22 protein-coding genes are annotated in these 25,164 nt (G+C 62.4%); 11 read left to right on the top strand and 11 right to left on the bottom strand.

What is annotated here, in order from left to right; translation table 11 throughout:
* The first annotated feature begins 47 nt into the window (after window positions 1–47).
* The 8 genes from CKW40_RS07045 (at window position 48) to CKW40_RS07010 (ending at window position 9,490) form a co-directional block, all read left to right on the top strand.
* Window positions 48–794 carry an RraA family protein gene (locus CKW40_RS07045; protein WP_095199248.1) on the top strand — a complete coding sequence of 249 codons (747 nt, stop codon included), beginning with the start codon at window positions 48–50 and terminating at the stop codon, window positions 792–794.
* Window positions 795–810: 16 nt separating this feature from the next.
* Complete coding sequence (locus CKW40_RS07040) at window positions 811–1,797, top strand: D-2-hydroxyacid dehydrogenase family protein (protein ID WP_342202925.1); 987 nt, start codon at window positions 811–813, stop codon at window positions 1,795–1,797.
* A 1-nt stretch (window position 1,798) separates the two neighbouring features.
* A complete protein-coding gene (locus CKW40_RS07035) occupies window positions 1,799–2,587 on the top strand; it encodes an SDR family NAD(P)-dependent oxidoreductase (RefSeq protein ID WP_095199246.1) in 789 nt (262 codons plus the stop codon).
* Window positions 2,588–2,624: 37 nt separating this feature from the next.
* Window positions 2,625–3,935 carry an MFS transporter gene (locus CKW40_RS07030; protein ID WP_095199245.1) on the top strand — a complete coding sequence of 437 codons (1,311 nt, stop codon included), beginning with the start codon at window positions 2,625–2,627 and terminating at the stop codon, window positions 3,933–3,935.
* Between the two features lie 9 nt (window positions 3,936–3,944).
* Complete coding sequence (locus tag CKW40_RS07025; RefSeq protein ID WP_342202924.1) at window positions 3,945–4,418, top strand: RidA family protein; 474 nt, start codon at window positions 3,945–3,947, stop codon at window positions 4,416–4,418.
* A gap of 251 nt (window positions 4,419–4,669) precedes the next feature.
* The gene (locus CKW40_RS07020; RefSeq protein ID WP_244571112.1) at window positions 4,670–4,987 is read left to right on the top strand and encodes an MFS transporter; all 318 of its coding nucleotides are present in this window, start codon (window positions 4,670–4,672) and stop codon (window positions 4,985–4,987) included.
* A complete protein-coding gene (locus tag CKW40_RS07015; protein WP_095199243.1) occupies window positions 4,984–8,166 on the top strand; it encodes an efflux RND transporter permease subunit in 3,183 nt (1,060 codons plus the stop codon). Before CKW40_RS07020 ends, CKW40_RS07015 begins: the two co-directional genes overlap by 4 nt.
* On the top strand, window positions 8,159–9,490 hold the full coding sequence (locus tag CKW40_RS07010; protein ID WP_095199242.1) for an efflux RND transporter periplasmic adaptor subunit: 1,332 nt from the start codon (window positions 8,159–8,161) through the stop codon (window positions 9,488–9,490). The genes CKW40_RS07015 and CKW40_RS07010 overlap by 8 nt, the downstream gene beginning before the upstream one ends.
* 125 nt (window positions 9,491–9,615) lie before the next feature.
* Here the strand turns inward: CKW40_RS07010 and CKW40_RS07005 are convergent, their stop codons facing one another.
* The gene (locus CKW40_RS07005) at window positions 9,616–10,149 is read right to left on the bottom strand and encodes a MarR family winged helix-turn-helix transcriptional regulator (protein WP_095199241.1); all 534 of its coding nucleotides are present in this window, start codon (window positions 10,147–10,149) and stop codon (window positions 9,616–9,618) included.
* A 91-nt stretch (window positions 10,150–10,240) separates the two neighbouring features.
* Between CKW40_RS07005 and CKW40_RS07000 the strand changes: the two genes are divergently transcribed.
* Both CKW40_RS07000 and CKW40_RS06995 read left to right on the top strand, forming a co-directional pair.
* Entirely contained in the window at window positions 10,241–11,704 is a 1,464-nt protein-coding gene (locus CKW40_RS07000; RefSeq protein ID WP_244571111.1) for an MFS transporter, read from the top strand.
* 40 nt (window positions 11,705–11,744) lie between these two features.
* Complete coding sequence (locus CKW40_RS06995) at window positions 11,745–12,107, top strand: MurR/RpiR family transcriptional regulator (RefSeq protein ID WP_244571110.1); 363 nt, start codon at window positions 11,745–11,747, stop codon at window positions 12,105–12,107.
* Between the two features lie 359 nt (window positions 12,108–12,466).
* Here CKW40_RS06995 and CKW40_RS06990 read toward each other — a convergent pair whose 3' ends face one another.
* The 10 genes from CKW40_RS06990 to CKW40_RS06945 all read right to left on the bottom strand — a co-directional run bounded on the left by CKW40_RS06990 (window position 12,467) and on the right by CKW40_RS06945 (window position 23,503).
* Entirely contained in the window at window positions 12,467–13,465 is a 999-nt protein-coding gene (locus CKW40_RS06990; protein WP_095199239.1) for a 4-hydroxyproline epimerase, read from the bottom strand.
* An 18-nt stretch (window positions 13,466–13,483) separates the two neighbouring features.
* On the bottom strand, window positions 13,484–14,344 hold the full coding sequence (locus tag CKW40_RS06985) for an ABC transporter permease (RefSeq protein ID WP_095199238.1): 861 nt from the start codon (window positions 14,342–14,344) through the stop codon (window positions 13,484–13,486).
* Entirely contained in the window at window positions 14,341–15,189 is an 849-nt protein-coding gene (locus tag CKW40_RS06980) for an ABC transporter permease (RefSeq protein WP_095199237.1), read from the bottom strand. The genes CKW40_RS06985 and CKW40_RS06980 overlap by 4 nt, the downstream gene beginning before the upstream one ends.
* Window positions 15,190–15,205: 16 nt before the next feature.
* On the bottom strand, window positions 15,206–16,285 hold the full coding sequence (locus CKW40_RS06975) for a quaternary amine ABC transporter ATP-binding protein (protein ID WP_095199236.1): 1,080 nt from the start codon (window positions 16,283–16,285) through the stop codon (window positions 15,206–15,208).
* Between the two features lie 91 nt (window positions 16,286–16,376).
* Complete coding sequence (locus tag CKW40_RS06970; protein WP_179297865.1) at window positions 16,377–17,228, bottom strand: glycine betaine ABC transporter substrate-binding protein; 852 nt, start codon at window positions 17,226–17,228, stop codon at window positions 16,377–16,379.
* A gap of 83 nt (window positions 17,229–17,311) precedes the next feature.
* Window positions 17,312–18,643 carry an NAD(P)/FAD-dependent oxidoreductase gene (locus CKW40_RS06965; RefSeq protein ID WP_095199234.1) on the bottom strand — a complete coding sequence of 444 codons (1,332 nt, stop codon included), beginning with the start codon at window positions 18,641–18,643 and terminating at the stop codon, window positions 17,312–17,314.
* Window positions 18,640–20,157: an aldehyde dehydrogenase gene (locus tag CKW40_RS06960; protein WP_095199233.1), complete on the bottom strand. Its 1,518-nt coding sequence runs from the start codon at window positions 20,155–20,157 to the stop codon at window positions 18,640–18,642. The genes CKW40_RS06965 and CKW40_RS06960 overlap by 4 nt, the downstream gene beginning before the upstream one ends.
* Window positions 20,150–21,061, bottom strand: a complete 912-nt coding sequence (locus CKW40_RS06955; protein WP_095199232.1) for a dihydrodipicolinate synthase family protein — start codon at window positions 21,059–21,061, stop codon at window positions 20,150–20,152. Before CKW40_RS06955 ends, CKW40_RS06960 begins: the two co-directional genes overlap by 8 nt.
* Window positions 21,058–21,768, bottom strand: a complete 711-nt coding sequence (locus tag CKW40_RS06950; RefSeq protein WP_095199231.1) for a GntR family transcriptional regulator — start codon at window positions 21,766–21,768, stop codon at window positions 21,058–21,060. The genes CKW40_RS06955 and CKW40_RS06950 overlap by 4 nt, the downstream gene beginning before the upstream one ends.
* Before the next feature lie 745 nt (window positions 21,769–22,513).
* Window positions 22,514–23,503, bottom strand: a complete 990-nt coding sequence (locus tag CKW40_RS06945; protein WP_179297864.1) for a GlxA family transcriptional regulator — start codon at window positions 23,501–23,503, stop codon at window positions 22,514–22,516.
* Between the two features lie 282 nt (window positions 23,504–23,785).
* Here CKW40_RS06945 and CKW40_RS06940 point away from each other — a divergent pair, with 282 nt between their 5' ends.
* Complete coding sequence (locus tag CKW40_RS06940) at window positions 23,786–25,126, top strand: extracellular solute-binding protein (RefSeq protein ID WP_095199229.1); 1,341 nt, start codon at window positions 23,786–23,788, stop codon at window positions 25,124–25,126.
* Window positions 25,127–25,164: the final 38 nt, after the last annotated feature.

Genomic DNA, 25,164 nt, shown 5'->3' with positions numbered 1-25,164 from the left:
GCCTCGCAACCGGTGATAAAAGCTCCGTACAAACCAGAGGATACGCCATGAATGACGTCGCTTTTGCGGACGTGTTGCCGAAACTGACCGGCAAGATCAGCCCTGACCGCATCCGGTTGATGCGAACCCCGCGTCCGCCGCAGGAGCTGATCGACGGGTTCAAACGGATCGGCGACGCCACCAGCGTTATTTCGGATATTATGGATGAGCTGGGCATCACCGGTGCGATTGGCACATCGACCCTGAAGCCGACCCTGCCTTCGACGTCGATTGTCGGTCCGGCGCTCACAGTGCGCAACATCCTGCAGCGCGAACATGTCTACGAAACGGCGCGAAACCACGTCAACCGGATGGCGGAGTTCGAAGCCCACAATTTGGCGTTGCCAGGCGATGTGGTGGTCATCGATGGTGTTGCCGGCGTTTCGAACATGGGCGGAATTTCGGCGCAGGCAGGAAAAAGACAGGGCGAGGCAGGAGCGATCGTCTCCGGAGGCATTCGCGACCTCGGACATTCGCGGCGGGTCGGATATCCGCTTTGGGCCACAGAAATCACGCCTGTCACCGGCAAGTGGCGGATCGAGACCGTGGAGATCAACGGCGATATCCAGATCGCCGGCGTCCGGGTTGCCCCTGGCGATATTGTTGTCGCGGATGAAACCGGCGTCTGCTTCATCCCGATTGCCCGGGCCGCCGAGATTCTTGCAAAGGCGCTGAAGAAGGCGGCTTTCGAAGAAGCGAAATGCGAAGCCATCGATGCCGGCACCTCCGTTGCGGATCTGCCAGGCAATGCATAGAGCGATTGATCCTCCCGTGAAGAAGCTCCGTGTCGCCATCATCAATGACTACCAGGATGTCGTGCGCACGCTCGACTGCTTTGCCAAGCTGGAAGGCCATGATGTTGCCATCTGGACCGACATCGTCGAGGACATCGACGTCCTGGCCAATCGTCTGGTCGATGCCGATGTGCTTGTGCTGATGCGCGAGCGCACCCGGATCGATGAAAACCTGCTCAGCCGCTTGCCCAATTTGAAGCTCATCAGCCAGAACGGTCACATCCCCCATATCGATCTGGCGGCCTGCGACAGGCATGGCGTCGTCGTTTCGTCCGCTCTCACATCGCGTCCGTCCTATTCGACGGTGGAATTCACCTGGGGCCTGATCCTCGCGGCGATGCGCAACATTCCGTTCGAAAGCGCTTCGCTGCGGCAAGGCCATTGGCAGACGACGATCGGGTTGGGCTTGAGGGGCCGTGTCCTGGGCATTTATGGTTTCGGCCGGCTGGGCTCGATGGTCGCACGCATCGGCATGGCCTTCGGCATGGATGTGCTGGTGTGGGGCCGCGAGGGCTCGCTGGCTCGTGCGAGAGCCGAGGGACTCGAGATCGCGTCGGACAAGGACGCGCTGTTCCGCCTGTCGGATGTCCTCAGCCTGCACCTGCGGCTGAATGCCGAGACCACCGGCCTGGTTACATCTGGTGACCTCGCACGGATGAAACCAACCGCCCTGCTTGTGAACACCAGCCGCGCCGAATTGATCGAGCCGGGGGCCTTGGTGGCGGCACTGAAGAATGGTCGCCCCGGAAAGGCTGCCATCGACGTGTTCGAACGCGAGCCGCTGACTAATCCGGACGACGCGTTGCTCAGGCTGCCCAACGCCCTGTGCACCCCGCATCTCGGCTACGTCGAGCGCGACAATTACGAATTCGCCTACGGCAATGCATTCGACCAGATCGTCGCCTTCGCGGCGGGAACCCCGATCAACGTCCACAACGCCCATGGCCAAAAACAGGATCACTGAGATGAACCTCGAACTCGACGGCAAAGTCGTCCTGATAACTGGCGGCAGCAAGGGAATAGGGCTGGCTTGCGCGCGGGCCTTTGGCAGGGAAGGGGCTCGCGTGGTGATTGTCTCGCGCAGCCAGCAGAACCTGGATGCCGCAAAGGCAGCGCTGGCTGCCGAGGGCCTGTCGGTAGCCAGTTTCGCCGCCGACCTGTCGGATGGGCTTGCGGCAAAGGACATGGTCGCCGCGCTCGAGGATCAGGTGGGTCCGATCGCGTCCTTGGTCAATTCAGCCGGCGGCGCCAGGAGAGTTCCTCCGGGTGAGCTGACGCCGGACAAATGGCGTATTGCGATGGACGCGAAATTCTTCACCTACATGAACGTCATGGACCACGTCCTGCCCCTGATGGTGGCACGTCGCGCGGGCACGGTCGTCAACATCGTCGGCACCGGCGGCAAGATCGCATCACCCATGCATCTGCCGGGAGGCGCCGCCAACGCGGCGCTGATGCTCGCCTCGGCGGGTCTGGCGGCGGCCTGGGGTTCCGCCGGCGTCAGGGTCAACGTCATCAACCCCGCCGCCACCATGACCGAACGCCTGCAGTTGTCGCTTGAAGTCGAATCCAGGATGACCGGCAAGCCGACGGAAGAGCTGCTGCGGCTGAACGAACAACGCATTCCCCTGCAGCGCTACGCAAAGCCGGAAGAAGTGGCCGACGCCGCGCTTTTCCTCGCCAGCGCAAGATCCTCCTACGTGACAGGCGCTTCGCTGACCATGGACGGAGGTCTCACGCCACTGGTCGTCTAGCTGGCCCAACAACCAGAAGAAGCAATGGGAGGAAGAAATGTTCACCTGGTACAAGCAGTTGACGGAGCGGGAGCGGAACACCTTCTGGGGCTGCTTCGCCGGCTGGGCAGTCGACGCAATGGACGCGCAGCTCTTCAGCTTCGTGCTGCCAGTCCTCATCGCGGCATGGGGGATGACGACGGCCCAGGCCGGCTACCTGGCGACGGCAACGTTGCTCTCCGCGGCAATCGGAGGATGGATCTGCGGATATCTCGCCGACCGTTTCGGCCGCGCCCGCATCATGCAGTTCACGATCCTGTGGTTCTGCGCCTTCACCTTCCTTGCCGGTTTTGCACAGGACTTCCAGCAGCTGATGGTCCTGCGCATCCTGCAAGGGTTGGGCTTTGGCGGCGAATGGGCGGCCGGCGCGGTTCTCATGGGCGAGATCATCCGCGCCGAACATCGCGGCAAGGCCGTCGGCACCGTCCAGAGCGGCTTCGGCGTCGGATGGAGCGCGGCGGCCATTCTGGCAGGCGTGGTGCTGGCGCATGTGCCCCAGGAGTATGGCTGGCGGGTGCTGTTGATGATTGGCGTTCTTCCCGGCCTGCTGGTGCTCTATCTGCGCCGCAGGATCGAGGAGCCGGAGATTTTTGTCAAAACGCGCGAGCTTGTCGAGAGGTCCGGAACCCGTCCGGGATTGGGGGCGATATTCCAGCCGGAAACGCTGCGCATTACCGTTCTGTCCTCGTTGCTTGCATTCGGTGTGATCGGCGTTGGCGGCGCCATCGTCAACTGGCTGCCGACTTTTCTGAAGACCGTGCGCGAACTGTCGCCGAGCACTTCGGGCTACTACGTGTTCGTGGTGACTGGCGGCTCGTTTTTCGGATTTCTGGCAAGCGCGTACCTGGCCGACTATCTCGGGCGGCGGCGGACATTTCAGCTCTTTCTGGTTTGTTCCTGGCTGGTTACCGTCGCCTACATGTTCTTGCCGCTTTCGGGCTGGCTGCTGGTTGTCCTGGGGGCGCCGTTCGGCTTCTTCACCATCGGCAACTATGCCGCGCTGGGCCCGTTCTTCACCGAACTCTTCCCGTCCGCCATTCGCGCCAGCGGCCAGAGTTTCGCTTACAACTCCGGCAAGGCAGCGGGCGCCGCGGCCGTATCCTGTATCGGGATACTGGCGCAATATATCGGCCTGGCGGAGGCGATTGGCCTGGTCGCGCTGTTGGGCTACGGCATCGCATTCGCCGCGACCCTTTTGCTGCCCGAGACACGCGGAATTCAACTGACGTCCGGCCCTTTGGCACCGCGCCCCGACCCCGGCGTTTCCTCCCCGCCGGCGGAGGCCACGGCTTTGCGGGCGAGGCGGTAGCCGCTCCAGATGCACCCGGATGAGAGTCCTGCCGTGCACGCTCCAACAAATCTCGAATTATCCCAACGATCAGATCTCGCGGAGGATCAGCAGGCCATGCGCAAGAGCATTTCGGTTAAAGGACTGAGCCACCGGCATCCGGTTCCCAACGCCTGCCGGATCGGCAATATGGTGTTCTCCGGAGCCATCCATGGCGTGAATGCGACCACGCACGAGTTGCCGGCCGAGATCGCCGATCAGTCGGCAAACGTCTTTGCCAACATGCTCGCCATTGTCGAGGCCGCGGGCGGCAGCGCGCAGGATGTCATCAAGGTGGAGATCTATCTCCGCGACAGCCACGACAGGGATGCCGTCAACACGGAATGGGTTCGCATGTTTCCCGATCCGGGGTCGCGCCCGGCCCGGCACGTTCGGCCATTGCCGCCGGATAGCCCCTCCCTGGTGCAATGCGAATTCATTGCGATTATCGAGGACAGTCCTTGATCCCGGAACAAGGCACCGGAGCTAGATGTCCCGCCGGCGGGCGGAGCCTCGCACCGGACCGTCGCCGCCTTTCGGCCGCGTCGCGGTGAGGCCGGCTTCTATGGACCTTCATGAGCGGAGTTTACAGAGTCGAGCCAAGTATGTATATGTGTATAATCATTATGACTACATAACTATGTGCACATAGGCATCCCGAGACTCAAATGGTTCCCGCCTGTTCCCCAAACCCGGCCTGGCGCTCTCCCCGTTCCATGGCCCTTGCCGGAGAGCTGCACGCGGTCGGTGTGTATGTGTTGCTCGCCGGTGCCTTCCTGCCGATCGCCGATTTCTTCATCGTCAACGTCGCGCTGCCGACCATCTCCGCCTCGCTCAAGCCGACACCGGCCGCACTCGAGCTGGTGGTTTCCGTCCATGGCGTGGCCTATGCCGCGATGCTCGTGCTCGGCGGCCGGCTTGGCGATCGCTTCGGCCGCCACACGCTGTTTGTGGTCGGGCTTTGCGGCTTCATCCTGGCGTCGCTGGCCTGCGGCCTGGCGCCGACCCACTCCGCCTCAGGCATTGTTTCATGATCGCAGTCGTCCGCATTGCCCTCAACCGGCCCTACACCTTCATTGTGTTGGCGCTGCTGATCCTGATCATCGGCCCGCTCACGGCCCTGCGCACCCCCACGGACATCTTCCCCGATATCCGTATCCCCGTGATCAGCGTGATCTGGCAGTATACAGGCCTACCGCCCGACCAGATGTCGGGCCGTATGACAACGCCGTTCCAGCGTTCGCTGACCACCACCGTCAACGACATCCAGCATATCGAATCCACCTCCTATAACGGCTTCGGCATCATCAAGGTGTTCTTCCAGCCGAATGTCGACATCCGCACAGCCAATGCGCAGGTCACCGCGGTGGCGCAGACCGTGCTCAAGCAGATGCCGGCCGGTGCAACACCGCCCCTGATCCTCAACTACAACGCCTCCACCGTACCGATCCTGCAGATTGCGCTCTCGGGGCAGGGCATGACCGAGCAGGCGCTGGCTGACCTTGGCCTCCAGACCATCCGCACGCCGCTTACGACGGTGCCGGGCGCCGCCATCCCCTATCCGTTCGGCGGCAAGACCCGCCAGGTGCAGATTGACCTTAACCCCTACGCACTGCAGGCGCGGGGCCTATCGGGGCAGGACGTCGCCAACGCGCTGGCGGCCCAGAATCTGATCACACCGGTCGGTACCGAAAAGATCGGTCGCTACGAATATGCGGTGCAGCTCAACGATGCTCCATCTTCGCTGGCCGACCTCGCTAATCTGCCGATCAAGTCGGCGAACGGGGCGCTTGTCTATGTGAAGGACGTGGCGACGGTGCGCGACGGCAATCCACCGCAAACCAACATCGTGCATGTCAACGGCACCCGCTCCGTACTGCTTCAGGTTCTCAAGAATGGGTCGGTCTCGACGCTCGCGATCATCCAAGGCATCAAGGATCAACTCGGCTTGCTGCGCCCGAGCTTGCCCGACAATCTTCAGGTGTCGCTGCTCGGCGACCAGTCGCTGTTTGTCCGCGGCGCCATCACCGGCGTGGCGCGCGAAGGCGTGATTGCGGCTGCACTCACCAGCCTGATGATCCTGCTGTTCCTCGGCAGCTGGCGCTCCACCATCATTATTGCCGCGTCGATCCCGCTGGCGATCCTCGGTTCGGTGATCGCGTTGTCGATTACCGGCGAGACGCTGAACATCATGACGCTTGGCGGCCTGGCGCTCGCCGTCGGTATCCTCGTCGACGATGCGACGGTGACCATCGAGAACATCAACTGGCATCTCGAACACGGCAAGGATGTTCGGACGGCGATCCTTGACGGTGCCCAGCAGATTGTGATGCCGGCCTTCGTTTCGATGCTGTGCATCTGCATTGTCTTCGTGCCGATGTTCTTCCTCGACGGCATTGCACGTTTCCTCTTCGTGCCGATGGCCGAGGCAGTGATGTTCGCGATGATCTCCTCCTTCATCCTGTCGCGCACTTTCGTCCCGACGCTGTGCAACTACCTGCTCAAGCCGCATGTCGATCACGGGGTGCATGGCAAGCCGCGCAGCTACAACCCGCTGGTGCTATTCCAGCGCGGCTTCGAGGCGACGTTCGAACGCATCCGTGTCGGTTATCACGGCCTGCTGGAGCTGGTGCTCGGCTATCGCTTTGTGTTCGTTGCCGGCTTCATGGCATGCATCATGGGGTCCTTCCTGCTAACGCCCTATCTCGGACGGAATTTCTTCCCCGCTGTCGACACCGGGCAGATCCTGATGCATGTGCGCCTTAGGGTTGGCACCCGCGTCGAGGAAAGCGCCAACCAGTTCGCCGACATCCAAAAGGCAATCCGCCAGCTGATTCCGCCCGGCCAGCTCGACACTTTGGTCGACAATATCGGCGTCCCGGTCTCGGGCATCAATCTCGCCTACAACAACACAGGCGTGATCGGTTCCCAGGATGGCGACATCCAGGTCAAGCTGTCGGAAGATCATCGACCGACCGATGAATACGTCCGCAAGATGCGCGAGGAGCTGCCGCGGCGGTTCCCGGGCGTGACCTTCGCCTTCCTGCCGGCCGACATTATCAGCCAGATCCTGAATTTCGGTGCCCCAGCACCTGTCGATATCCAGGTGCGCGGCAACAATCTGTCGGCGAACTTCAAATATGCCAATCTCGTGCTGGGTCGCCTGCGTCACGTTCCCGGCGTTGCCGATGCCCGCATCCAGGAATCGCAGGCCAATCCGACACTGAACGTCGATGTTGACCGCACCCAGGCCGAATATATCGGCCTTACCGAGAAGGACGTCACCAACAGCCTCGTCGTCGACCTCGCCGGTTCGAGCCAGGTGTCGCCGACCTACTGGCTCGACCCCAAGAACGGCGTGTCCTATCCGATCGTGATGCAAACGCCGCAATATCAGGTCGATACGCTGGGCGCCCTTCAGACGACGCCGATCACCGCGGCCGGCATCGGGACGCTGCCCATCCTCGGCGGTGTCGCCAATGTGAAGCGCACCGTCAGCAATGCAGTCGTTTCGCAATACAACGTCGTGCCGATAGTGCAGATCTACGCCACCACGCAGGGTCGCGACCTCGGCGCCGTCGCCACCGACATCAACAAGATCCTTGCCGACACCGCCACCGACTTGCCGAAGGGCAGCTCCGTTTCCCTGCTCGGTCAGGTGCAGACAATGAACAGTGCTTTCGCCGGCCTGCTGTTCGGCCTGCTCGGCGCCATCGTGCTGATCTATCTGCTCATCGTCGTGAACTTCCAGTCCTGGTCGGACCCCTTCGTCATTGTCTCGGCGCTACCGGCCGGCCTTGCCGGCATCGTCTGGATGCTTTTCGTCACGCAAACGCCGATGTCGGTGCCTGCACTCACGGGCGCGATCATGTGCATGGGCGTGGCGACCGCCAACTCCGTGCTCGTGATCAGCTTTGCCCGCGAACGCCTGGCGGAACTGGGCGACCCCATAGCCGCCGCCCTCGAAGCCGGCTTCGTCCGCTTCCGACCGGTCTGCATGACGGCACTCGCCATGATCATCGGCATGGCGCCGATGGCTCTCGGCCTCGGCGAGGGCGGCGAGCAGAACGCGCCGCTCGGGCGCGCCGTGGTCGGCGGCCTCCTCTTCGCAACCATGGCAACGCTGCTTTTCGTGCCCGTTGTCTTCAGCCTCGTCCACAAGCGTGAAGCCAAGCCGGCTGCAGCGCCTTCGGAGACCTTGCATCATGCTTGAGCACACCACGCCGAATCTGGACACCTCCGGCGAAGTCGTTCCCACGCCGGTGGACGACGCCAACAACGGGCAAGAAACCTCTGGGATAGCTGACACAGCCAAGTCACCCGACACGGCTAGGGCAGCCGAGGGGGCGTCCCCCGTACGCAAGCCCGGTCGTTCACGGCTGGGGCTCGGCATTTTCGGCGTCGTCGCCATCGCCGGTGCCGCGGCCCTGGTCTCCACCGGCATCAGCGCTCGCCAAAAGAGCGAAGTCGAGCTGCAGCAATGGACGGAGGCGCAGGCGATCCCCAGCGTTACACTGGTGACGCTCAACGCCAAGCCTGGCGTCGTCAGCCTCAATCTGCCCGGGCGGCTCCAGGCCAACGACAGCGCGCCGATCTATGCCCGCGTCAGCGGTTATGTGAAGGATTGGAAGGTCGATATCGGCGCCAGCGTCAAGGCGGGGCAGACCCTGGCCGAGATCGAGGCCCCCGACCAGGACCAGCAATTGCTGCAGGCCAAGGCCGACCTCGCCAACGCCAAATCGGCCGAGGTCCTGGCCGACGTCACCCTCAAGCGCGAGCGCCCGCTGCTGCAATCCCAGACCGTCGCGCAGCAGGAGATCGACCAGCGCGTGGCGGACCTGGCCAGCAAGCAGGCCGCGGTGAGTTCCGGCGAGGCCAATGTCGAGCGCCTTGAGGCGCTGTCCGCCTACAAGACGGTCGCCGCGCCGTTCGACGGCCTCATCACTCAGCGCAACACCGATATCGGTTCGCTTATATCGGCCGGTTCGAGCGCCGGGCTGGCGATGTTCGTGGTCTCGGACGTACATACACTGCGCGTCTATATCAACGTGCCGCAGAACTACGCGCCGGACGTGAAATTGGGTTCGCAGGCGACTGTCTCGGTGCCGGAATATCCGGGCCGCAGCTTCCCGGCCACCGTCGTCGCGTCGGCTCGGTCGGTCGACATCACGTCCGGTACGACGCAGATGCAGCTCTCCGTCGACAACGCCAAGGGAGAGCTGATGCCCGGCGCCTATGCCAATGTGAAGGTCGATCTTGCCGGGGTGGCCGGCACGTTCCGCATTCCGGTCAGCGCGCTCATCTTCGACGAGAGGGGCCTGCGCGTCGCCACCGTCGCGCAGGACAATCGCGTCGCCTTCAAGACGGTGACGATCGCCCGCGACCTGGGCAATGAGATCGAACTGGGCTCGGGCGTCGCTGCCGACGACCACGTCATCGCCACTCCGCCTGACGGTCTGGCGGAAGGCGACGAAATCCATATCGTCGAGCTGCAGCAGCCCAAGCAAACCACGCCCAAGGCCGCCCTGGCGCAGTGACGAAGAACTCGTTTCGAACCCGGCTGGGCGGCGCCAATGTTGATTGGCGGCGCTTAGCCGAACAGGCTGTGAATAAGCCTTTGTGGGTTCAGTCGAAGTGCGAAGGTTTCTTTTAGACCAGGTGCTCAGTCCCGGAGTGCGGGGGAGATGTCCCGCCGGCGGGCGGAGCCTCGCACTGGACCGTCGCCGCCTTTCGGCCGCGTCGAGGTAAGGCCGGCTTCGATGGACCTGAGGAGGCCGAGCGCGGCGTCGAGCCCGCTGGTGTCGCCGCCGGCGGCGGCAGACACGGCGTCGCCCCATTCCTTGCGCACCAGGGCGTAGTTTTCGGCCCCGCGCAGCGTGCGATGGACGCTGACGCCGCGGCGATCCGCTGGATCGACATGCCGCTCGACCAGTCCCTTGCCTTCCAGGTCACGCAGCACCGTGGAGACGTTGGTGCGCTGCAAACCGGTCGCCGCCGCGATCTGGCTGGGCGTCGCCGAGGCCTGCGCCACAAGATGACGCATCACCATGCCCTCCGACTGCGAAAGCAGGAACACCCGCTCGTCCCGGTAGCCGCGAAACTGGATCTCGCGGGCGATGATGAGGATCAGGTCGGCCAGATCCGCCCACCGAACCGGTAGGGCCTTGCCTGTGGAGGATTCGCTGTCGGTCTTCATGAGCGGAGTTTACAGGCTCAAGCCAAGTATGTATATGTGCATCATGATTATGATCACATAACTATCTATACATAAGCAAATGGAGGTTCGCATGACCCATTTCACAGGCGCCGCCAGCGGGCATTCTCCCCGTTCCATGGCCCTTGCCGGAGAGCTGCACGCGGTCGGTGTGTATGTATTGCTCGCCGGCGCCTTCCTGCCGATCGCCGACTTCTTCATCGTCAACGTGGCGCTGCCGACAATCTCCGCCTCGCTCAAGCCGACACCGGCCGCACTCGAGCTGGTGGTTTCCGTCTATGGCGTGGCCTATGCCGCGATGCTCGTGCTCGGCGGCCGGCTTGGCGATCGCTTCGGCCGCCACACGCTGTTTGTGGTCGGGCTCTCCGGCTTCATCCTGGCGTCGCTGGCCTGCGGCCTGGCGCCGACCATCGACGTGCTGATCGCGGCCCGGCTGATCCAGGGCGCGACGGCGGCGATGCTGGTGCCGCAGGTGCTGGCGACCTTCCAGGCGACATTGCCCGCCGAGCGCAAGACCCGGGCCATCGCGCTCTACGGCGCGACCTCGGGCATTGCCGCGGTCGTCGGCCAACTCGCAGGCGGACTGCTGGTCAGCGCCAATCTGTTCGGCACGTCGTGGCGGCCGATCTTCCTCATCAACATCCCGCTCGGCATCGCTGTGTTCTTCGCCTCGCGACTCGTCCTGCCGGCCAGCCGCTCGCCGCACCCGGCCGGCATAGACCTGCCCGGCACCGTGCTTTTCGCCGCCACGCTGACGGCCCTTCTGGTGCCGCTGACCGAAGGCCATTCGCTCGGCTGGCCGGCATGGACCTGGGTGATGCTGGCTGGCGCCGTGGTGCTGGCGGTGCTGACCGTGATGGTCGAAAGGGCTGCCGAGGCGCGCGGCGAGGTGCCGTTGCTGCCGCCGTCGCTGCTGAAGCTGCCCTCGATGTCGCGGGGGCTCGCCATGATCACGCTGTTCAGCCTTGGTTTCGGCGCCTTCATGTTCGTTTTCGCGCTCACCGTGCAGAACGGACTCGGCGCCAGTCCCCTCCAAAGCGGCCTTGCCATCCTGCCGATGGCGATCATGTTCTTCATCGGCTCCATGGTCAGCCCGCGCATGATCAGCCGCTTCGGCCGTGGTGCGCTCGCAGCGGGCGGCATCGTGCAGGCGCTTGGACTGGCGCTGTTGATCGGCATCATCGTTTCCGGCTGGCCGAAGGTTAGCCTGGCAGAGCTGGCGCTGCCGCTGGTGCTGATCGGCGCCGGACAATCGATGCTGTTCTCAGGCCTGTTCCGCGCCGTGCTTGCCGATGTTCCGGCTCACCTCGCCGGCGTTGGCAGCGGCGTCCTCATCACGCTGCAGCAATCCGGCCTGGCGCTGGGCGTCGCAACGCTGGGCACGCTCTATCTGGCGCTGGAGCCCACAGGCATCGCGCAGGCCTTCGGCACCGTCATCGCCATCCAGCTCGCGATCATCCTGGTGCTGGTGTTGTTAACCGGACTGTTGCCGCGCTTCACCAAGCACCAGCCCATCGCCCATCCTGTGGAAATATGACCTCCCAACGCGCCGAACTCAGCGGGGCTTCGAGGCGAGAATGCGGGCTCTCGAAGCGGAGCTGGGGAGTCGCGAAGATCGAAGCGAACTCGGATTTCTGCGAGATCTGGTTGTGCGGGACATCGCCTCGCTGCAGGATTTGCTGGCGGACGTTTCGGCCGACAAAATCGTCAACGCCGTCGATCTCCTGCAGAAGAGCGAGACGATATACCTGATATGTCAGCTTCGCTCGGCGCCGGTTGTCGATCTCCTGCGCTACGTTTTGACTATGCTTGGCAAGCGTTGCGTCCTGCTGGACCCTAGCGGCGGCCTATACGTTCTCGCGCTCGCTTGCAGCGCCGATGTGCCTTGCTCAAGCTCTGACGGTGGCATTGGCGAGCAGACTTCAGCAGGATCCCGATAGCCCTCGGATACCAACCGCAACTGCCCCTCACGGCCGCCAGCAGACTACTTCCTGATGCTTGCAGCTCAATCACCAGTCGCGGGAAACGCGATGGTGAGTGGTGGATCGACGAGCGTTCCCGCGCCGCCGGCCTGGCCAACGCAATGCGCTCGCACTTGTCGCGGCGCCGTATCTCTTCAGGGGGCGGTTGGGCAGCCGTTCGGGTCCAGAACCCTGCGCAAACCGCGCGGCGTTTCAGCAGGGTCGCTTGCACACGAGCGCAGAGCGGCTGTATGCGTCTGTCCTCAGCCCGCCGCTGCGTCGGATGTGACACCGGTGCGCGAGACGTTCACCGATCTATCGAGTACGGGGTCGCCATTTCATTGGATTTGGAACCCATGCGCCAACGGATCGCGGTCGTCCACGAATATGGTGTTGTGGCCGATGATGCGCGCCCAGCCGCCGACACTGGGCTTGATGCCTTTGAAGGAGCCGATGTCGGCCTCCGCCTCTATGCGGCCCTCGAACACGGTGCCAATCAGGCTTTCCTGGCGGAAGCTGTCGCCGACCTTCAGTAGTCCCTTGCCATGGAGTTGCGCCATGCGGGCCGAAGTCCCGGTGCCGCCCGGCGAGCGGTCGATGGCCTTGTCGCCGTAGAAGACCGCGCCGCGGCCGTCGGCTTTGCTGCTAGAGGGCGTGTCGCACCAGATGGCGTGGTCCACGCCACGTATCCTTTCGTCTTCGGGATGAACTGGATTGCAGACAGGTTTGAGCGCTTCGCGCAGACCGCGGCTGAGGTCGACGATGTCGCTCGCCGACATGCCGTCCAGGCCCGGCCACGCCTCTTGCGGCTCGACGACGGCGTAGTAATTGCCGCCATAGGCGATGTCGACGACGAGCCGGCCGAGACCGGGCACATCGACGGCGACGTCCGCGGCATGCAGATAGCTGGCGACGTTGAACATACGGACAGAGTCCACGAACTCGCCCGGCTTCTCGTATTCGATATCGACCCGGCCGGCCGGAGTCTCGATCGACAGCTTACCCGGCACCTGGGGCGTCACGAGGCCTTCCTCGATCGCCGCCGTCACGAGGCCGATCGTGCCGGCGCCGCACATCGGCAGGCAGCCGCTGACTTCGATGAAGATCACGGCGAAATCACAATCCTCACGGTAAGCTGGATAGATGATCGCGCCCGACATGATGTCGTGCCCGCGCGGCTCGAACATCAGTGCCTGCCGGATCCAGTCATGATCGCGTACGAAAAGTTCACGCCGCTCGGCGATCGGGATGTGCGGCAGCAAGGGACCACCTCCGGCGACCAGGCGGACCGGATTGCCGCAAGTGTGGGAGTCGATGCAGAAGAAACTGCGGCGCATGAGAATTCCTTTTGCGGTTCAGGCTGGTTTCGCCGCGCCAGGCGCCTGCTGACGCTGCAGCACGCCCCTGGAGACCCGGTCGAGGAGGATGGCGACGGCGACGATCGACAGGCCGGCCCTGAGGCCCAGGCCCATCTCCATCCGCGTCAATCCCCGCGTCACCTCGGCTCCAAGACCTCCCGCGCCGACGAGGCCAGCCAGGACGACCATGGCCAGCGATAAGAGGATGCACTGGTTGAGGCCGACCAGCAGTGTCGGGGTGGCTGAAGGGATTTCGATCTTGAAGAGGATCGACCGCGGCGAGGCGCCGGTGGCATGGCCTAGTTCCAGCAGGTCTTTCGGCACCTGGTTGAAGGCCAGCGTCGTCAGGCGCAGCATCGGCGGAATGCCGTAGACGATTGTCGCGATGATCGCGGGAACGCGGCCGAGGCTGAAGATCATCACGGCGGGGATGAGGTAGACCCATGGCGGCACGGTCTGCATGATGTCGAGCACGGGTCGGATCGCGGCCTCGAACTTGCGGTAGCGTGATGCCAGGACGCCAAGCGGAAAGGCGATGGCGACGGAGATGATCACCGCCACCGTCACCAGCGCAAGTGTCTGCATCGAAGCGGTCCAGAAACCCGCTAGCAGGCAGAACGCGAGTGCAATGGCTGTCACCACCGAGACCCGAACGCTGACGAGGAACGCCGTGAGAAGGACAGCTATGACGATCGTCGCGTAGGGCGGCGGGTAGAGCAGGGTGGTTTCGATGGCGCCCAGCACCGCTTCGATCAGCTTGGTCACCGCGTCGAAGAACGGATGGAAGTTCTTATTCAGCCAATCCACGGCAGGGGCGAGGTAGGCGCCCGGCGAAAACTGAAGGAGATCGGGATTCATCGTGCATCTCCCTTGGCGCGGCGCGCCACGCTCTGCGTAAGCCTGTCGAGCACCATGGTCAGGATGACGATCGCGATCGCGGCGTTGATCGAGGTGGCGATGTCGAGCGTGCGCACCGCCGAATAGATTGTCTCTCCGAGACCTCCCGAGCCGACGATACCTGCAATGACGACCATGCCGAATGCCATCATCAGGCATTGGTTGATCCCTGCCATGATGCTCGGGATGGCGAAGGGGAGCCTGATCTTGATAAACATCTGCCAGGGTGTTAGGCCGCTCGCCTGGCCAAGCTCTATGAATTCGTGCGGCGTCATCCTGATGCCCAGCGCAGTGAGCCTGATGGCGGGAGGCATCGCGACAATAAACGTGGCGACGAGCGCGGTGGCAGCCCCATAGCCGAGCAGCGCGATCGCCGGCAGGAGATAGATGTAGGGGGGCATGGTCTGGATCAGGTCGAGTATCGGCTCGAGAAAGCGGTCAAACGCCCTGACGAAGCCAGCCACGATTCCAATGGGAATGCCGAAGAGAAGAGCAAGGATCGTTGCCGTCATTACCAGGGCCAATGTGCTCATGGTTTCGCTCCAGAGCCCCATGACCGCGCAGAAGATCATGGCAAGCCCCACCAGGATGCCGGCGAAGGCGTTGATCAGGCGCCATCCAAGCAGCGCTGCGATGATCGCGATCACGTAAAATGGTGCGAGCTGAAGAAGCCAGAGGACGCCGTTGTAGGTGCCCTCGAGCACGGCCCTGACAGAATCAAACAGCCATTCGCCATTGTCGCTGATCCAGCTGAGAGCATTGTCCGTCCAGCCGTCGAAAGTATCCGTGATGGTGGAGATGTCCATTTCGCCTCTCCCGGGCCTAAGCTGCGGTTGGCGTACCGGCGACGCCCCGGAGCAAACCACGAATGGTCACGACACCGATGACGGCTCCGTTCTCGACGACCGATATCGCGTCGCGATCAGACTGCATGGTGAGATCGATGAGTGCCGCGATATCGGCCTCTGGCGACGTTCGAAGAAGCACGTTCACGTCGCAATGCGGCTCCGCAGCCTTGAATTCGGCAACTGGGCGCATAACGGAATGGGCCTTTACCAGATGGATCCTGGATATGCCCGCCACGAAATCGGAGACGTAGTCGTCGGCGGGTTTGGTGACGATCTCTTCCGCCGTGCCTACCTGGACGATGACACCGTCCTTCATGATGGCGATGCGGTCGCCGATGCGGATGGCTTCCTCGAGGTCATGGGTGATGAAGACGGCCGACTTGCCCAGCGACTTCGTCAGCTGTCGGAATTCGTCCTGCAACTGGCGGCGGATCAACGGGTCGAGCGCGCTGAACGGCTCGTCCATGAGAATGATTTCGGGATCTGCAGCCAACGCCCGGGCGAGACCGACACGCTGCTGCATGCCGCCGGACAACTCTCTCGGATAACGTGCGGTCCAGTCGCCAAGCCCAACTTTTTCGAGTGCCGCGTGGGCCGTCCTGTTGCGCTCGTCTTTCGCGACGCCGCGCACCTCGAGACCGAAGCCGGCGTTCTCGAGAACGGTCCGGTTGGGGAGAAGCGCCACGCTCTGAAACACCATGCCAATGTTGCGGGAGCGCATTGCGCGCAGCTCCGCCGCGTTCAGCCTGGCGATCTCCTTGCCTTTCACCGTGATCTTGCCGAGGCTCGGTTCGATCAGGCGGTTGAGCAGGCGGATCAGCGTTGACTTGCCGCTCCCCGAGAGCCCCATGATGCAGAAGATCTCGCCGCGGTGAACCTGCAGGCTGGCGTCGGAGACGCCCACCACGCAGTCGAAGTCCTGCAGCACCTGTTTCTTGGAGAGTCCCCGTTCGGAGATGGCCTTGACGGCGGCCTGGGCGCGGCTCCCGAAAATCTTCCATACCGACTGGCAGTCGACCAGCACTTCGGCGGGATCGTTCATCGCAGTGTTCATCGCGTTCCCCACGGGCCGGCTTGGCGGCGGCCTTCATGTTTTCGTTGCTGCGGGACGGGCCACCGATGTCGGCGGCCCGCCGTTTCGACGATCACTGGGTCTTGATGTTTTCCCAGCGCTTCAGGAGGTCGGCATGGCTGTCGGTCCAGTCCTTGATGGCCGCGTCCATGGTCTTGCCTTCGTTGACGGCCGAGTTGATCGCGGTGATGTCGGCAAGCGGCACGTAGACACTGGCGATCACTTCGCGTGCATGCGGATTGTCGGCGGAAAAGCCCTTCTTGCCGATCCAGTAGTAGCTCTGCGGCGGCGGGAAGACCGCCTTGGGATCCTTGAGGAACTTCACGTCGTACTTCTGCATCATCCAGGAGGGTTCCCAGATGGTGACGGCAATCCATTCTTTGCGATCGGTTGCCGACTTGAGCGCGGCGGTCATGGCGGCGGTGCTGCCTTCGACGAGTTGCAGCTTCAGGTCGTATGCCTTCACCGAGTTTGCCGTATCGCGCATCAGACCCGAACCGGGCTCGATGCCGACGATCTTGCCGCCGAACTTGTCGGCGTTGTCGTTCAACTGGTCCATGGAGTCGATCGTCACGTATTTCGGCACCGCCACGCCCTGGAACAGGCCATGCGAAACCGGCGAGATCTTCTCGAGCTTCTTCTTGTTCTTGTCCCAATAATCCTGGGCGACGTAGTCAGTCTGCGAGGCAAGGATCTGGATGTCGCCCTTGGTCAGCGCGGCGTAGGCGATGCCCCATTCGGAAAAAGGCACCACCTTCACGGTGTAGCCGGAATCTTCCAGCACCTTCTTGGTGATGCCGGTGATGGGGGTGAGGTCCTCCCAGGACATCGTGCCCACGGTAATGGTCTTTTCTTCCGCCTGAGCGGACAGCATGGTCATACCGACCATCGCGGCAGCGCAGAGCGCTTTCCACAACGTCTTCATTTTACTCACTCCTTTGTTTTTTGTTCCCATTCTCACTTGAAGACCTTGCGGTCGGCTCAGTCCTCATATTGCGCGGCGAGGGGTCATCCCTCGCGGCCTGCACGCAATTCCTGCAATCGGATCACGCTGTTGACGCCGAGCCATGCGAGCGGCTCCGGAGGGAGCCTCGCGGGTTCGGGCTGATCCGAAAATTTGTCGAGCATGTCCGAGCGGGTGCCCGTCGCCAGATCGGCAGCCATGACGCCCGCTAGCGTGCTTTTCACGGTCCCGAGACCGTTTTCGCAGCACGCCGAGTAGAGGCCCGCTTCGATTTCGCCGAAGGCGGGAACATGGTTGCGGCTGAGGCAAAGCCGTCCGGCCCAAACGTGTTCGAATGGCACGTCCTTGAGGTCCGGAAACCTGGCGTCCAGCGAAATCCGCTGCTCGGCGGCGATCCCGGCCAGGCGCTTTTCGCCGACCTGGACGGCCCAGTCGTAGGTGAACCGGGTCCGGATCACGATACGCGAGGCCCCATCGGTCGAGATCTTCCTGACGGTCGCCCCCATTGGATCGGCCGGAAGCAGGGCCCACCTGTCCTTGCCCGTCGATCTTCCGGTGAAGGGCGCGGTCATCGATGCGTAAGTGAAGATGTGCATCAGGCGGCCGTGGAAGTGACCGAAATCCTCGATGTGGCCATTGACGCCCAGGATGACTTTTGGCGCGGTGACGCTGCCGCGACGCGATACGGCTCTCCACGTGTCGCTGAGGCGCTCAAGTTTGAGCACCGGCGAGTGCTCGAATATGTCGACCTTCGATACCAGCCCGGCGGCGAAGCCACGTATGTAGTCGGCGGGCTGGATCATCACCGCGCCCGGCGTGTAGAGACCTCCCAGATAGTAGGACGATCCGGTGATCTCCCGCATCTCGCCCGCATCCACAAGGCGATGCTCCTCACCGATGCGGGCGAGCGAGCGGGCATAGCTTGCATTGAGCTTCATGCCGCGCTCGCTCGCCGCGGCATTGATCTTGCCCGACGGATCAAAGGTGCGCACGGACATGCCGTATTCCGCCGCGGCGTCGGCGGCGAAAGAGATCGCAAGGCGGTTCTGGGCGATCTCCGTCTTTGTCGCGGCCTCGCTGGCCACGGAATATTCGCCCGACGACAGATTGTGCGGGACGTCGATCATGTAACCGGAGTTCCGGCCCGCTGTGCCCTTGGCGATCTCTCCCGCCTCCAGCAGGACGATCCTGTCGCTCGGCCGCAGTTGACGCAGCCGCCGCGCGGCGGACAGGCCGGCGAAGCCGGCGCCGATGATCAGCCAGTCGGCCGATACGTCGCCGTCGAGCGTCCGGACGGGGAAGCAGCGTCTGCTGATCGCCTCCCAGCCCGAGGTTCCGGATTCCGCCGGAAGCCGCTTGACGACGATTTCGCTCACCGCACGGTCTCGTCGAGCGAACGATCCGAGATGTCGATCCAGACCGTCTTCAATTCGCAGTAATTGTCATGCGCGAAGACCGACTTGTCGCGCCCGCCGAAGCCGGATTCCTTGTAGCCGCCGAACGGCGTTGTCGCGTCGCCTTCGCCGAAGCAGTTGACGGTGACGACGCCGGCCCGGATCTCGCGTGAAAGCTTGATCGCCTTGCGCAGGCTACCGGTGTAGACGGACGCGGTCAGGCCGTAGTTCGTGTCGTTGGCGAGAGCCACCGCTTCGGCGAGCGAATTGAACGTCGTGACCGACAGGATCGGTCCGAAAATCTCCTCCTGAAACAGGCGGCTCGCAGGCGTAACCCTGTCGACGACGGTCGGCTCGATGTAGATGCCCTTGTGCGTGGCGCCGCCATGGGCGATGGCGAGCTTTTCGGTCTTCACGTCACCGAGAAAGGATTTCACCTTCTCGAAATGGTTCTTGCTGACGAGCGCGCCGATGCGATTTTCCGGGTCGAGCGGATCGCCCGTCTTCCATTCGCGGAGGTAGGCGCCGATCCGCTGCAGCAACTCTTCTTTGATCGTGGCGTGGACGATGAGCCGTGATGTGGCCGAGCAGTTCTCGCCCATGTTCCAGAATGCGCCGTTGACCACCTGTTCGGCGACGAGGTCGAGATCTTCGGCATCCTCCAGGACCACTGCCGGGTTCTTGCCGCCGCATTCCAGCACGACGCGCTTAAGGTTGGAGTCCGCCGCGTAGTGCAGGAAACGTCGGCCTGTCGGCGTCGATCCGGTGAACGCCACCATGTCGACATCCATATGCATGCCGATCGGCTCGCCGACCTCCTTGCCGCCGCCCGTGACGACATTGAAAACGCCGGCGGGGATACCCGCCTCGTGCGCCAGCTCGGCGACGCGAAGCGTCGTCAGCGTCGTCTCCTGGGCGGGCTTCACGATCACCGAGCATCCCGCGGCGAGCGCCGGACCGATTTTCCACGCCAGCATCAGCAGCGGAAAGTTCCACGGCAGGACGCAGCCGACGACGCCGACCGGTTCGCGCACGACCATGGTCAGCGCGTTCGAACCCACGGGCGCGACGTTGTCATAGAGCTTGTCGATGAGTTCGGCATGCCAGCGAATGGTATGGATCGTATCGGGAACATCCACCGTCTGGCATTCGCGGACCGGCTTGCCGCTGTCGAGGCTCTCCATGACCGCCAGCTCGTGGCGGTTGTCCTCCAGGAGCTTCGCGAATTTGAGCAGCACGGCCTTGCGCTCGCCGGGCGAGCGCAGATGCCAGCGGCCGTCATCAAAGGCCTGTCTGGCCTTGCCCACGGCGAAATCGACATCGGCAGCGTCGCATGCCGCGATCTCGGCAAGCGTGTCGCCCGTCGCCGGATTGGTCGTCTTGAAGGTCTTGCCGGAATTGGCCGGACAGAACGCCCCGTCGATGAAGGCATTGGTCGGAAATTGAAGGCCTGCGGCAATCGCCTTGTATTCGGCAGCGGTCAAAGGTTCATGCATGATTTGCTCCCGACGTGACCTGGGCGACCGTGCGCTTCAAGGTGGCGACGACAGTCTGAAGAGCCCGCTTCTCTTCTGAATTGAGGGGACGCAGCGGCGCCCGCACCGGGCCTGCTTTCAGGCCGGTCAGCTCACAGCCGTGCTTGATCGACTGCACGAACTTTCCGCACTCGAGGAAATCCATGAGCGGCAGCATCGCGGTCATGATGGCGCGGCCCTTGTCGAAATTCCTTTCAAGAACACAAGCTTCGTAGAGCGCGACATGCTCGCGCGGGAGAAAATTGGAACCGGCGCAGACCCAGCTCCTGGCACCCCATGCAAAGAATTCGAGCGCCTGGTCATCCCAGCCGCAGGACAAAGCGATATGGGGGAACTTCCGCGCCAGCAAATGGAGGTTGGCCATGTCGCCGGAGCTCTCCTTGATGGCGACGACGTTCCTGGACTTGCCGACGCGGGAAAAATACTCCTCTCCCATCATCACGCCCATGCGGGCCGGGTAGTTGTAGAGCATGATGGGAAGGTTCGCCGCGCGGTCGACCGTCAGCGCGTGAACCGCGTTCTCACGCTCCGTCGGCAAGGCGTATGGCGGCGACGATACGAGGATGGCGTCGGCGCCGATCTCCTTTGCCGCCTTGGCGTACTCGACCGAATCTTCGGTCCTGATGGCGCCCGTTCCGATGATCAGCGCAAGCCGGGTGCCGATCACCTCCTTGGCATAGGCGGCGAGATCGAAACGTTCCTGGGCCGTCTGTGCGTAATACTCACCCGTCGATCCGCCAACGATGATGCCGTGGACCCCGGCTTCGATGAGCGACTCAAGGACCGCCGCGAAAGCGCCACGATCTATCTGCCCCTTCGGGTCGAGAGGCGTGATAGCAGGGGTATAGATGCCTTCGAATTTCAAGACGGTTCCTCCGTCGAAGCGGCAGGCATTCCGACGAGCGCGTCTGCCTTCATTCCTTGCGGGGCGATGAACATCTCCATGTTCTCGCGCGACAATTCCCAGTGTTCGAATACGAGGTCGACGACGGTGTCCTCGTCGTGCGAGCCGATGGCGGCGATGAAGCCATCATGGTGGTCCGCGGCGAGCCGCAGTCGCCGGCGCATGTCGTCGGTACGGGGCCGGAAGAAGGTGTGACCGATGCGGGCGTGGTCGATCAGGAGTCGGCCAAGGCTCGGCTGCAGGTAGGCGTTGCCCGACATCTCGCCGATGATCTCGTGGAAACGGTTGTTCTCGAGGACCATCGACAGTGCGTCGCCAGTGACGCTTGCCGTGCGGAACCGCTCTTGCGTGTCCGTGAGGTCCGCAAGCTGCTTCGGCTTGAAGTTCTGGACCGCAAGGCGGCCGATCGCGGCATAGATCATCGGCGCGACCAGGAAGAAGTGCCTGAGCGTCTGATGGTTCATCGGGACGACGCGCGCGCCGCGATTGGCACGGATATCGATGTAGCCTTCCCCCTCAAGCCGACGAAAGATCTCACGTACAGGCGTGCGTGACAGGCCATAGCGCTCGCTGAGGCTCACCTCGTCGAGATCCTGGTCGGGGTCGAGTTCCATCGTCAGAATCTGACGCTTCAGATCGTCGTACAGACCATTCTTCCCGCTCTTCACCGAGACCTCCTGCCTGAATTCGCGTGACCACGGCCCAGACCGCGGCGCCGGTAGGAATTCGCACAGGTCGCGGTGCGAGTCAAGAAATTGTATAACTTAGGTACACAATCATTATACGCGGAGCATACATCGAATTGATGGCGAACGAGACCCTCTATCCGCGAGCCGGCCTTTGGACCTTGTGCTTCGATTGGCCCAGCATGGGAAATGGGAAAGAACCGGTGGACTGGTAGGTGGCCAGCCAAAAAGCGGTTCGCGCGGAACCCTTAAATGACGAGCAGGTCTATGACGCTCCCGCCGCTAAATTTTCGGATATGCGACCGACACAGTGGAACTTATGAAACCTCAAGGCTGGCCCATGAGCAGCCGCAATTGTGGTGCATGCAATATGGTAGCGGTGGGGTTTTGAACCCCCGAGATGAAACGTCCTTATTATCAACCAGTTGAGAGGAATCAGGCCCGTCGGAGTCGGCGCTCTGACCCTTGTTCGCCAAAAATCGATAACAATATCATATCGTTTGGTAGTGGTAGCGGGAGAGCGCTACCGCCTTTCCCCCCACTCAGCGAACTGCCAGTTCAAGCTTCGTTTCTGCGGCTGAGCGATTTGAGCCCATCTAAGTACGAATCTGGTGGGCGGGAGTTCGAATCTCATCAGGCATGCCAGTTTTTCAATAACTTAGTCTAGCACACACGCGCCATAGCAAGATGACGAGCCTCTCGTCTTTATAGCCGTTCTGCTCCCTCTCTAGACGCCCACCTCGTCGGCGGTGGATTCCATGCCAGGTGGGCGGCCTCGAGACATCCTGACGATCTCGGGGCGGACTGTGATCTGTGTTTCGCGAAATGCCTGGCGGAACGTGCGTGGTGATTGACCGAACTGGGCGGTAAAAGCCCGGGTGAAAACCGAGGGGTAGGAAAAGCCGCAAGCATAGGCGACATCCTTGATTTCACGCTCTTCGTAAAAAAGCAGGTTGCGTGCCGCCTGCAGGCGCGAGCGCAGATAGAGCTGGTTCGGGGTCTGGTTGAACTGGCGAAGACAGCAGCGTTCCAGTGTCCGCACCGAAATACCGAGGTGGCGCGCGAGGCTCTTCGGCGACAGCGGGAAATCGAGATTGTCTTCCATCAACGCCACGATCCTGTGGGACAGGGAAGGTTGTGTCTCACCAATCGCATCATCGTCCGTTCGCTGCGGATGAATGCCGTCGCGCGGCGTATGAATGAGCGCATTGGCGACTTCCTTGGCGAGGCTCGCCCCGCGCAGCCTTCCGATCAGATCAAGCATCATGTCGAGCGTTGCCACTCCGCCTGCGCAGAAGGCAAGTTGACGATCGATGAAATAGATCTGGTTCTTTGTCTCGGCCGCCGGAAAATGCTCAAGGTATGATGACACCGCCTCCCAGTGCACCACCGCCTCGCGATCGCCCGTGAGGCCGGCTGCCGCAATGGCAAAGGCGCCCGTGTCGACGCCTATGATCATCGATCCATGCCGGTACGCATTGCGCAGGGCTCCGCGCACGTTTGCCGATATGTTTTGCGTCGGCAGATTGCCTTCCAGGACAACCAGAAAGTCGCAGCGCGGAAAGTTGGCCAGATCGTGGTTCGCGGCAACCCACATGCCGTTGCTTGCGCGTACCGAGTCGCCCGAATCCGAAATCATGATCCATTCGAAAAGATGCTGACCGCTGTTCTGATTGGCTATGCGCAGCGTCTCGGTCGCCATGATCAGGGCATTCATGGGAAATTCGGGTTGCAGCAGGAAGGCGAACCGCGGCCGGCGGTTGGAGGCGGCTGCGATGACGGGATTCGTATCTGCGACCATGACAAGCGTCCGAGAAAATTGCCGATGACGTTCCAGATATATTGTGTGACGCTGTGGATCAACTCTTGGGCAGCCGTTTGGCCAACACTGTCACCACGCCGAGAGCACGTTCTGGGACGGCCTCGACGAGGGAACATAGAAAAATAAGCTCTAACAGAGCGTGGTAAGCGCGTAGCGCATGCCGCGTGGGAGATTGTCATGGATTTGACTTCATTGAACAAATCGACTTTTGCCCTGAACCGCAGAACACTTTTGAGGTCGGCTGCGGCAGCTGGGGTAGGTCTTGCCGTTCCGCACATCTGGACCGGCCGTGCCTCGGCCGCCAACCCAATCGAGATTGTCCATTGGAGCTGGCTATCGGCTTCGGACGGCGAGGTGTGGGCCAAGATGATCGCCGCCTTCAACGACGCGCACAAAGACAAGGGCGTCCAGATCCGCATGGAGGTGGTTCCTGAGGAGCAATATGTAACCAAGGTGCTCGCCGCCGCGGCCACCGGCAAAGCGCCAGACTTTGGCTGGGGCACGGCGGGCAAGTCGGCCCAGCTGGCGCGCGACGAGGTCATCATACCGCTTGATGATCTCATCACTGGCTCTGGTCTCGACCTCGCCGACTTCAGCGCGACGTCGATCGCGGCCTCGCGCTATCCGAAGTACGACAACAAGGTCTTCATGATACCCATGGACCTGATGAGCCTTCAGCCTGAAATCAACCTTGATCATGTCAAGGAAGCGGGCCTTGATGCCAGCAAGCCGCCGATGGATGGCGACACGCTGCTGGAATGGGCAAAGGCCATGACCAAGCGCGAAGGCGACAAGGTCACACGCTCGGGCATCATGATGACGGGTTCCGGCGTTCAGCCGACCGTCACCTGGGGCATCGTCGCCGAACAGATGGGTTTTCAGCGCGCCAGCGACGATCTGAAAACCGCTTGCGTGAACCCCGAGGCCGGCAAGGCGGCGATGCAATGGGTGCTCGACCTTTTCGACAAGCACAAGGTTTCGACCCGCGACGTCACCGACCGCTACAAGGCGTTCGGCACGGGGCAGGGCTCGATATTCTGGACAGGTCCCTGGACGCTCAACGGCTACGTCGCGCAGAAGCTGCCGTTCAAGACAGTGCTGTTTCCCAAGATCGGCACCAAGCACGTCACTTATTTCGAGATGGGAGGTCTGGAATTCTACAAACAGGCGGACCCGACGCGCCACGAAGCAACGATGGCGGCTGTCAAATGGCTGTCGGACAACAGCTTCCTGTGGACGACGGTTGGTCGTGGCGCTTCTCCGCGTAAATCCATCCTCGAGCGGCCAGATTACAAGACCGCCGGCAATCCGTGGGATATTCGCGGCGCTTTCGTCGACGGAATGAGCATCGCAACCGTCGGCGAGATCCCGGTGGTGAATGGTCCAAACTTCACGATCTATTCGGGCGGAAATTTCCTTGCCAAGACGCTCGAGGGAGTATGGTCGGGACAGACGACGATCGACGCGGCGATGCAGCAGATCCAGACGCAGTGGCAGGCTGATCTCGACGAAGGGTGATCCTGCCGGCTTCCTCCGGCAATAGGAAGTCAGTCCGT

It is taken from the genome of Mesorhizobium carmichaelinearum (assembly GCF_900199455.1).
In the GTDB taxonomy this organism is placed as follows: Bacteria; Pseudomonadota; Alphaproteobacteria; order Rhizobiales; family Rhizobiaceae; genus Mesorhizobium; species Mesorhizobium carmichaelinearum.
Note: the sequence above shows the minus strand (reverse complement) of the source record. Positions and strands in the feature narration are given on the sequence as shown.

Excerpts from the sequence above, each read along its gene's own strand:
- CKW40_RS07045 (WP_095199248.1), top strand. The coding sequence starts at position 48 with ATGAATGACGTCGCTTTTGCGGACGTGTTGCCGAAACTGACCGGCAAG.
- CKW40_RS06970 (WP_179297865.1), bottom strand. The coding sequence starts at position 17,228 with ATGAAGACGTTGTGGAAAGCGCTCTGCGCTGCCGCGATGGTCGGTATG.
- CKW40_RS06990 (WP_095199239.1), bottom strand. The coding sequence starts at position 13,465 with ATGCGCCGCAGTTTCTTCTGCATCGACTCCCACACTTGCGGCAATCCG.
- CKW40_RS06940 (WP_095199229.1), top strand. The coding sequence starts at position 23,786 with ATGGATTTGACTTCATTGAACAAATCGACTTTTGCCCTGAACCGCAGA.
- CKW40_RS06980 (WP_095199237.1), bottom strand. The coding sequence starts at position 15,189 with ATGGACATCTCCACCATCACGGATACTTTCGACGGCTGGACGGACAAT.
- CKW40_RS06945 (WP_179297864.1), bottom strand. The coding sequence starts at position 23,503 with ATGAATGCCCTGATCATGGCGACCGAGACGCTGCGCATAGCCAATCAG.
- CKW40_RS07030 (WP_095199245.1), top strand. The coding sequence starts at position 2,625 with ATGTTCACCTGGTACAAGCAGTTGACGGAGCGGGAGCGGAACACCTTC.
- CKW40_RS07020 (WP_244571112.1), top strand. The coding sequence starts at position 4,670 with ATGGCCCTTGCCGGAGAGCTGCACGCGGTCGGTGTGTATGTGTTGCTC.
- CKW40_RS07010 (WP_095199242.1), top strand. The coding sequence starts at position 8,159 with ATGCTTGAGCACACCACGCCGAATCTGGACACCTCCGGCGAAGTCGTT.
- CKW40_RS07025 (WP_342202924.1), top strand. The coding sequence starts at position 3,945 with ATGCACCCGGATGAGAGTCCTGCCGTGCACGCTCCAACAAATCTCGAA.
- CKW40_RS06995 (WP_244571110.1), top strand. The coding sequence starts at position 11,745 with ATGCGGGCTCTCGAAGCGGAGCTGGGGAGTCGCGAAGATCGAAGCGAA.
- CKW40_RS07005 (WP_095199241.1), bottom strand. The coding sequence starts at position 10,149 with ATGAAGACCGACAGCGAATCCTCCACAGGCAAGGCCCTACCGGTTCGG.
- CKW40_RS07035 (WP_095199246.1), top strand. The coding sequence starts at position 1,799 with ATGAACCTCGAACTCGACGGCAAAGTCGTCCTGATAACTGGCGGCAGC.
- CKW40_RS06975 (WP_095199236.1), bottom strand. The coding sequence starts at position 16,285 with ATGAACACTGCGATGAACGATCCCGCCGAAGTGCTGGTCGACTGCCAG.
- CKW40_RS07000 (WP_244571111.1), top strand. The coding sequence starts at position 10,241 with ATGACCCATTTCACAGGCGCCGCCAGCGGGCATTCTCCCCGTTCCATG.
- CKW40_RS07015 (WP_095199243.1), top strand. The coding sequence starts at position 4,984 with ATGATCGCAGTCGTCCGCATTGCCCTCAACCGGCCCTACACCTTCATT.
- CKW40_RS06985 (WP_095199238.1), bottom strand. The coding sequence starts at position 14,344 with ATGAATCCCGATCTCCTTCAGTTTTCGCCGGGCGCCTACCTCGCCCCT.
- CKW40_RS06960 (WP_095199233.1), bottom strand. The coding sequence starts at position 20,157 with ATGCATGAACCTTTGACCGCTGCCGAATACAAGGCGATTGCCGCAGGC.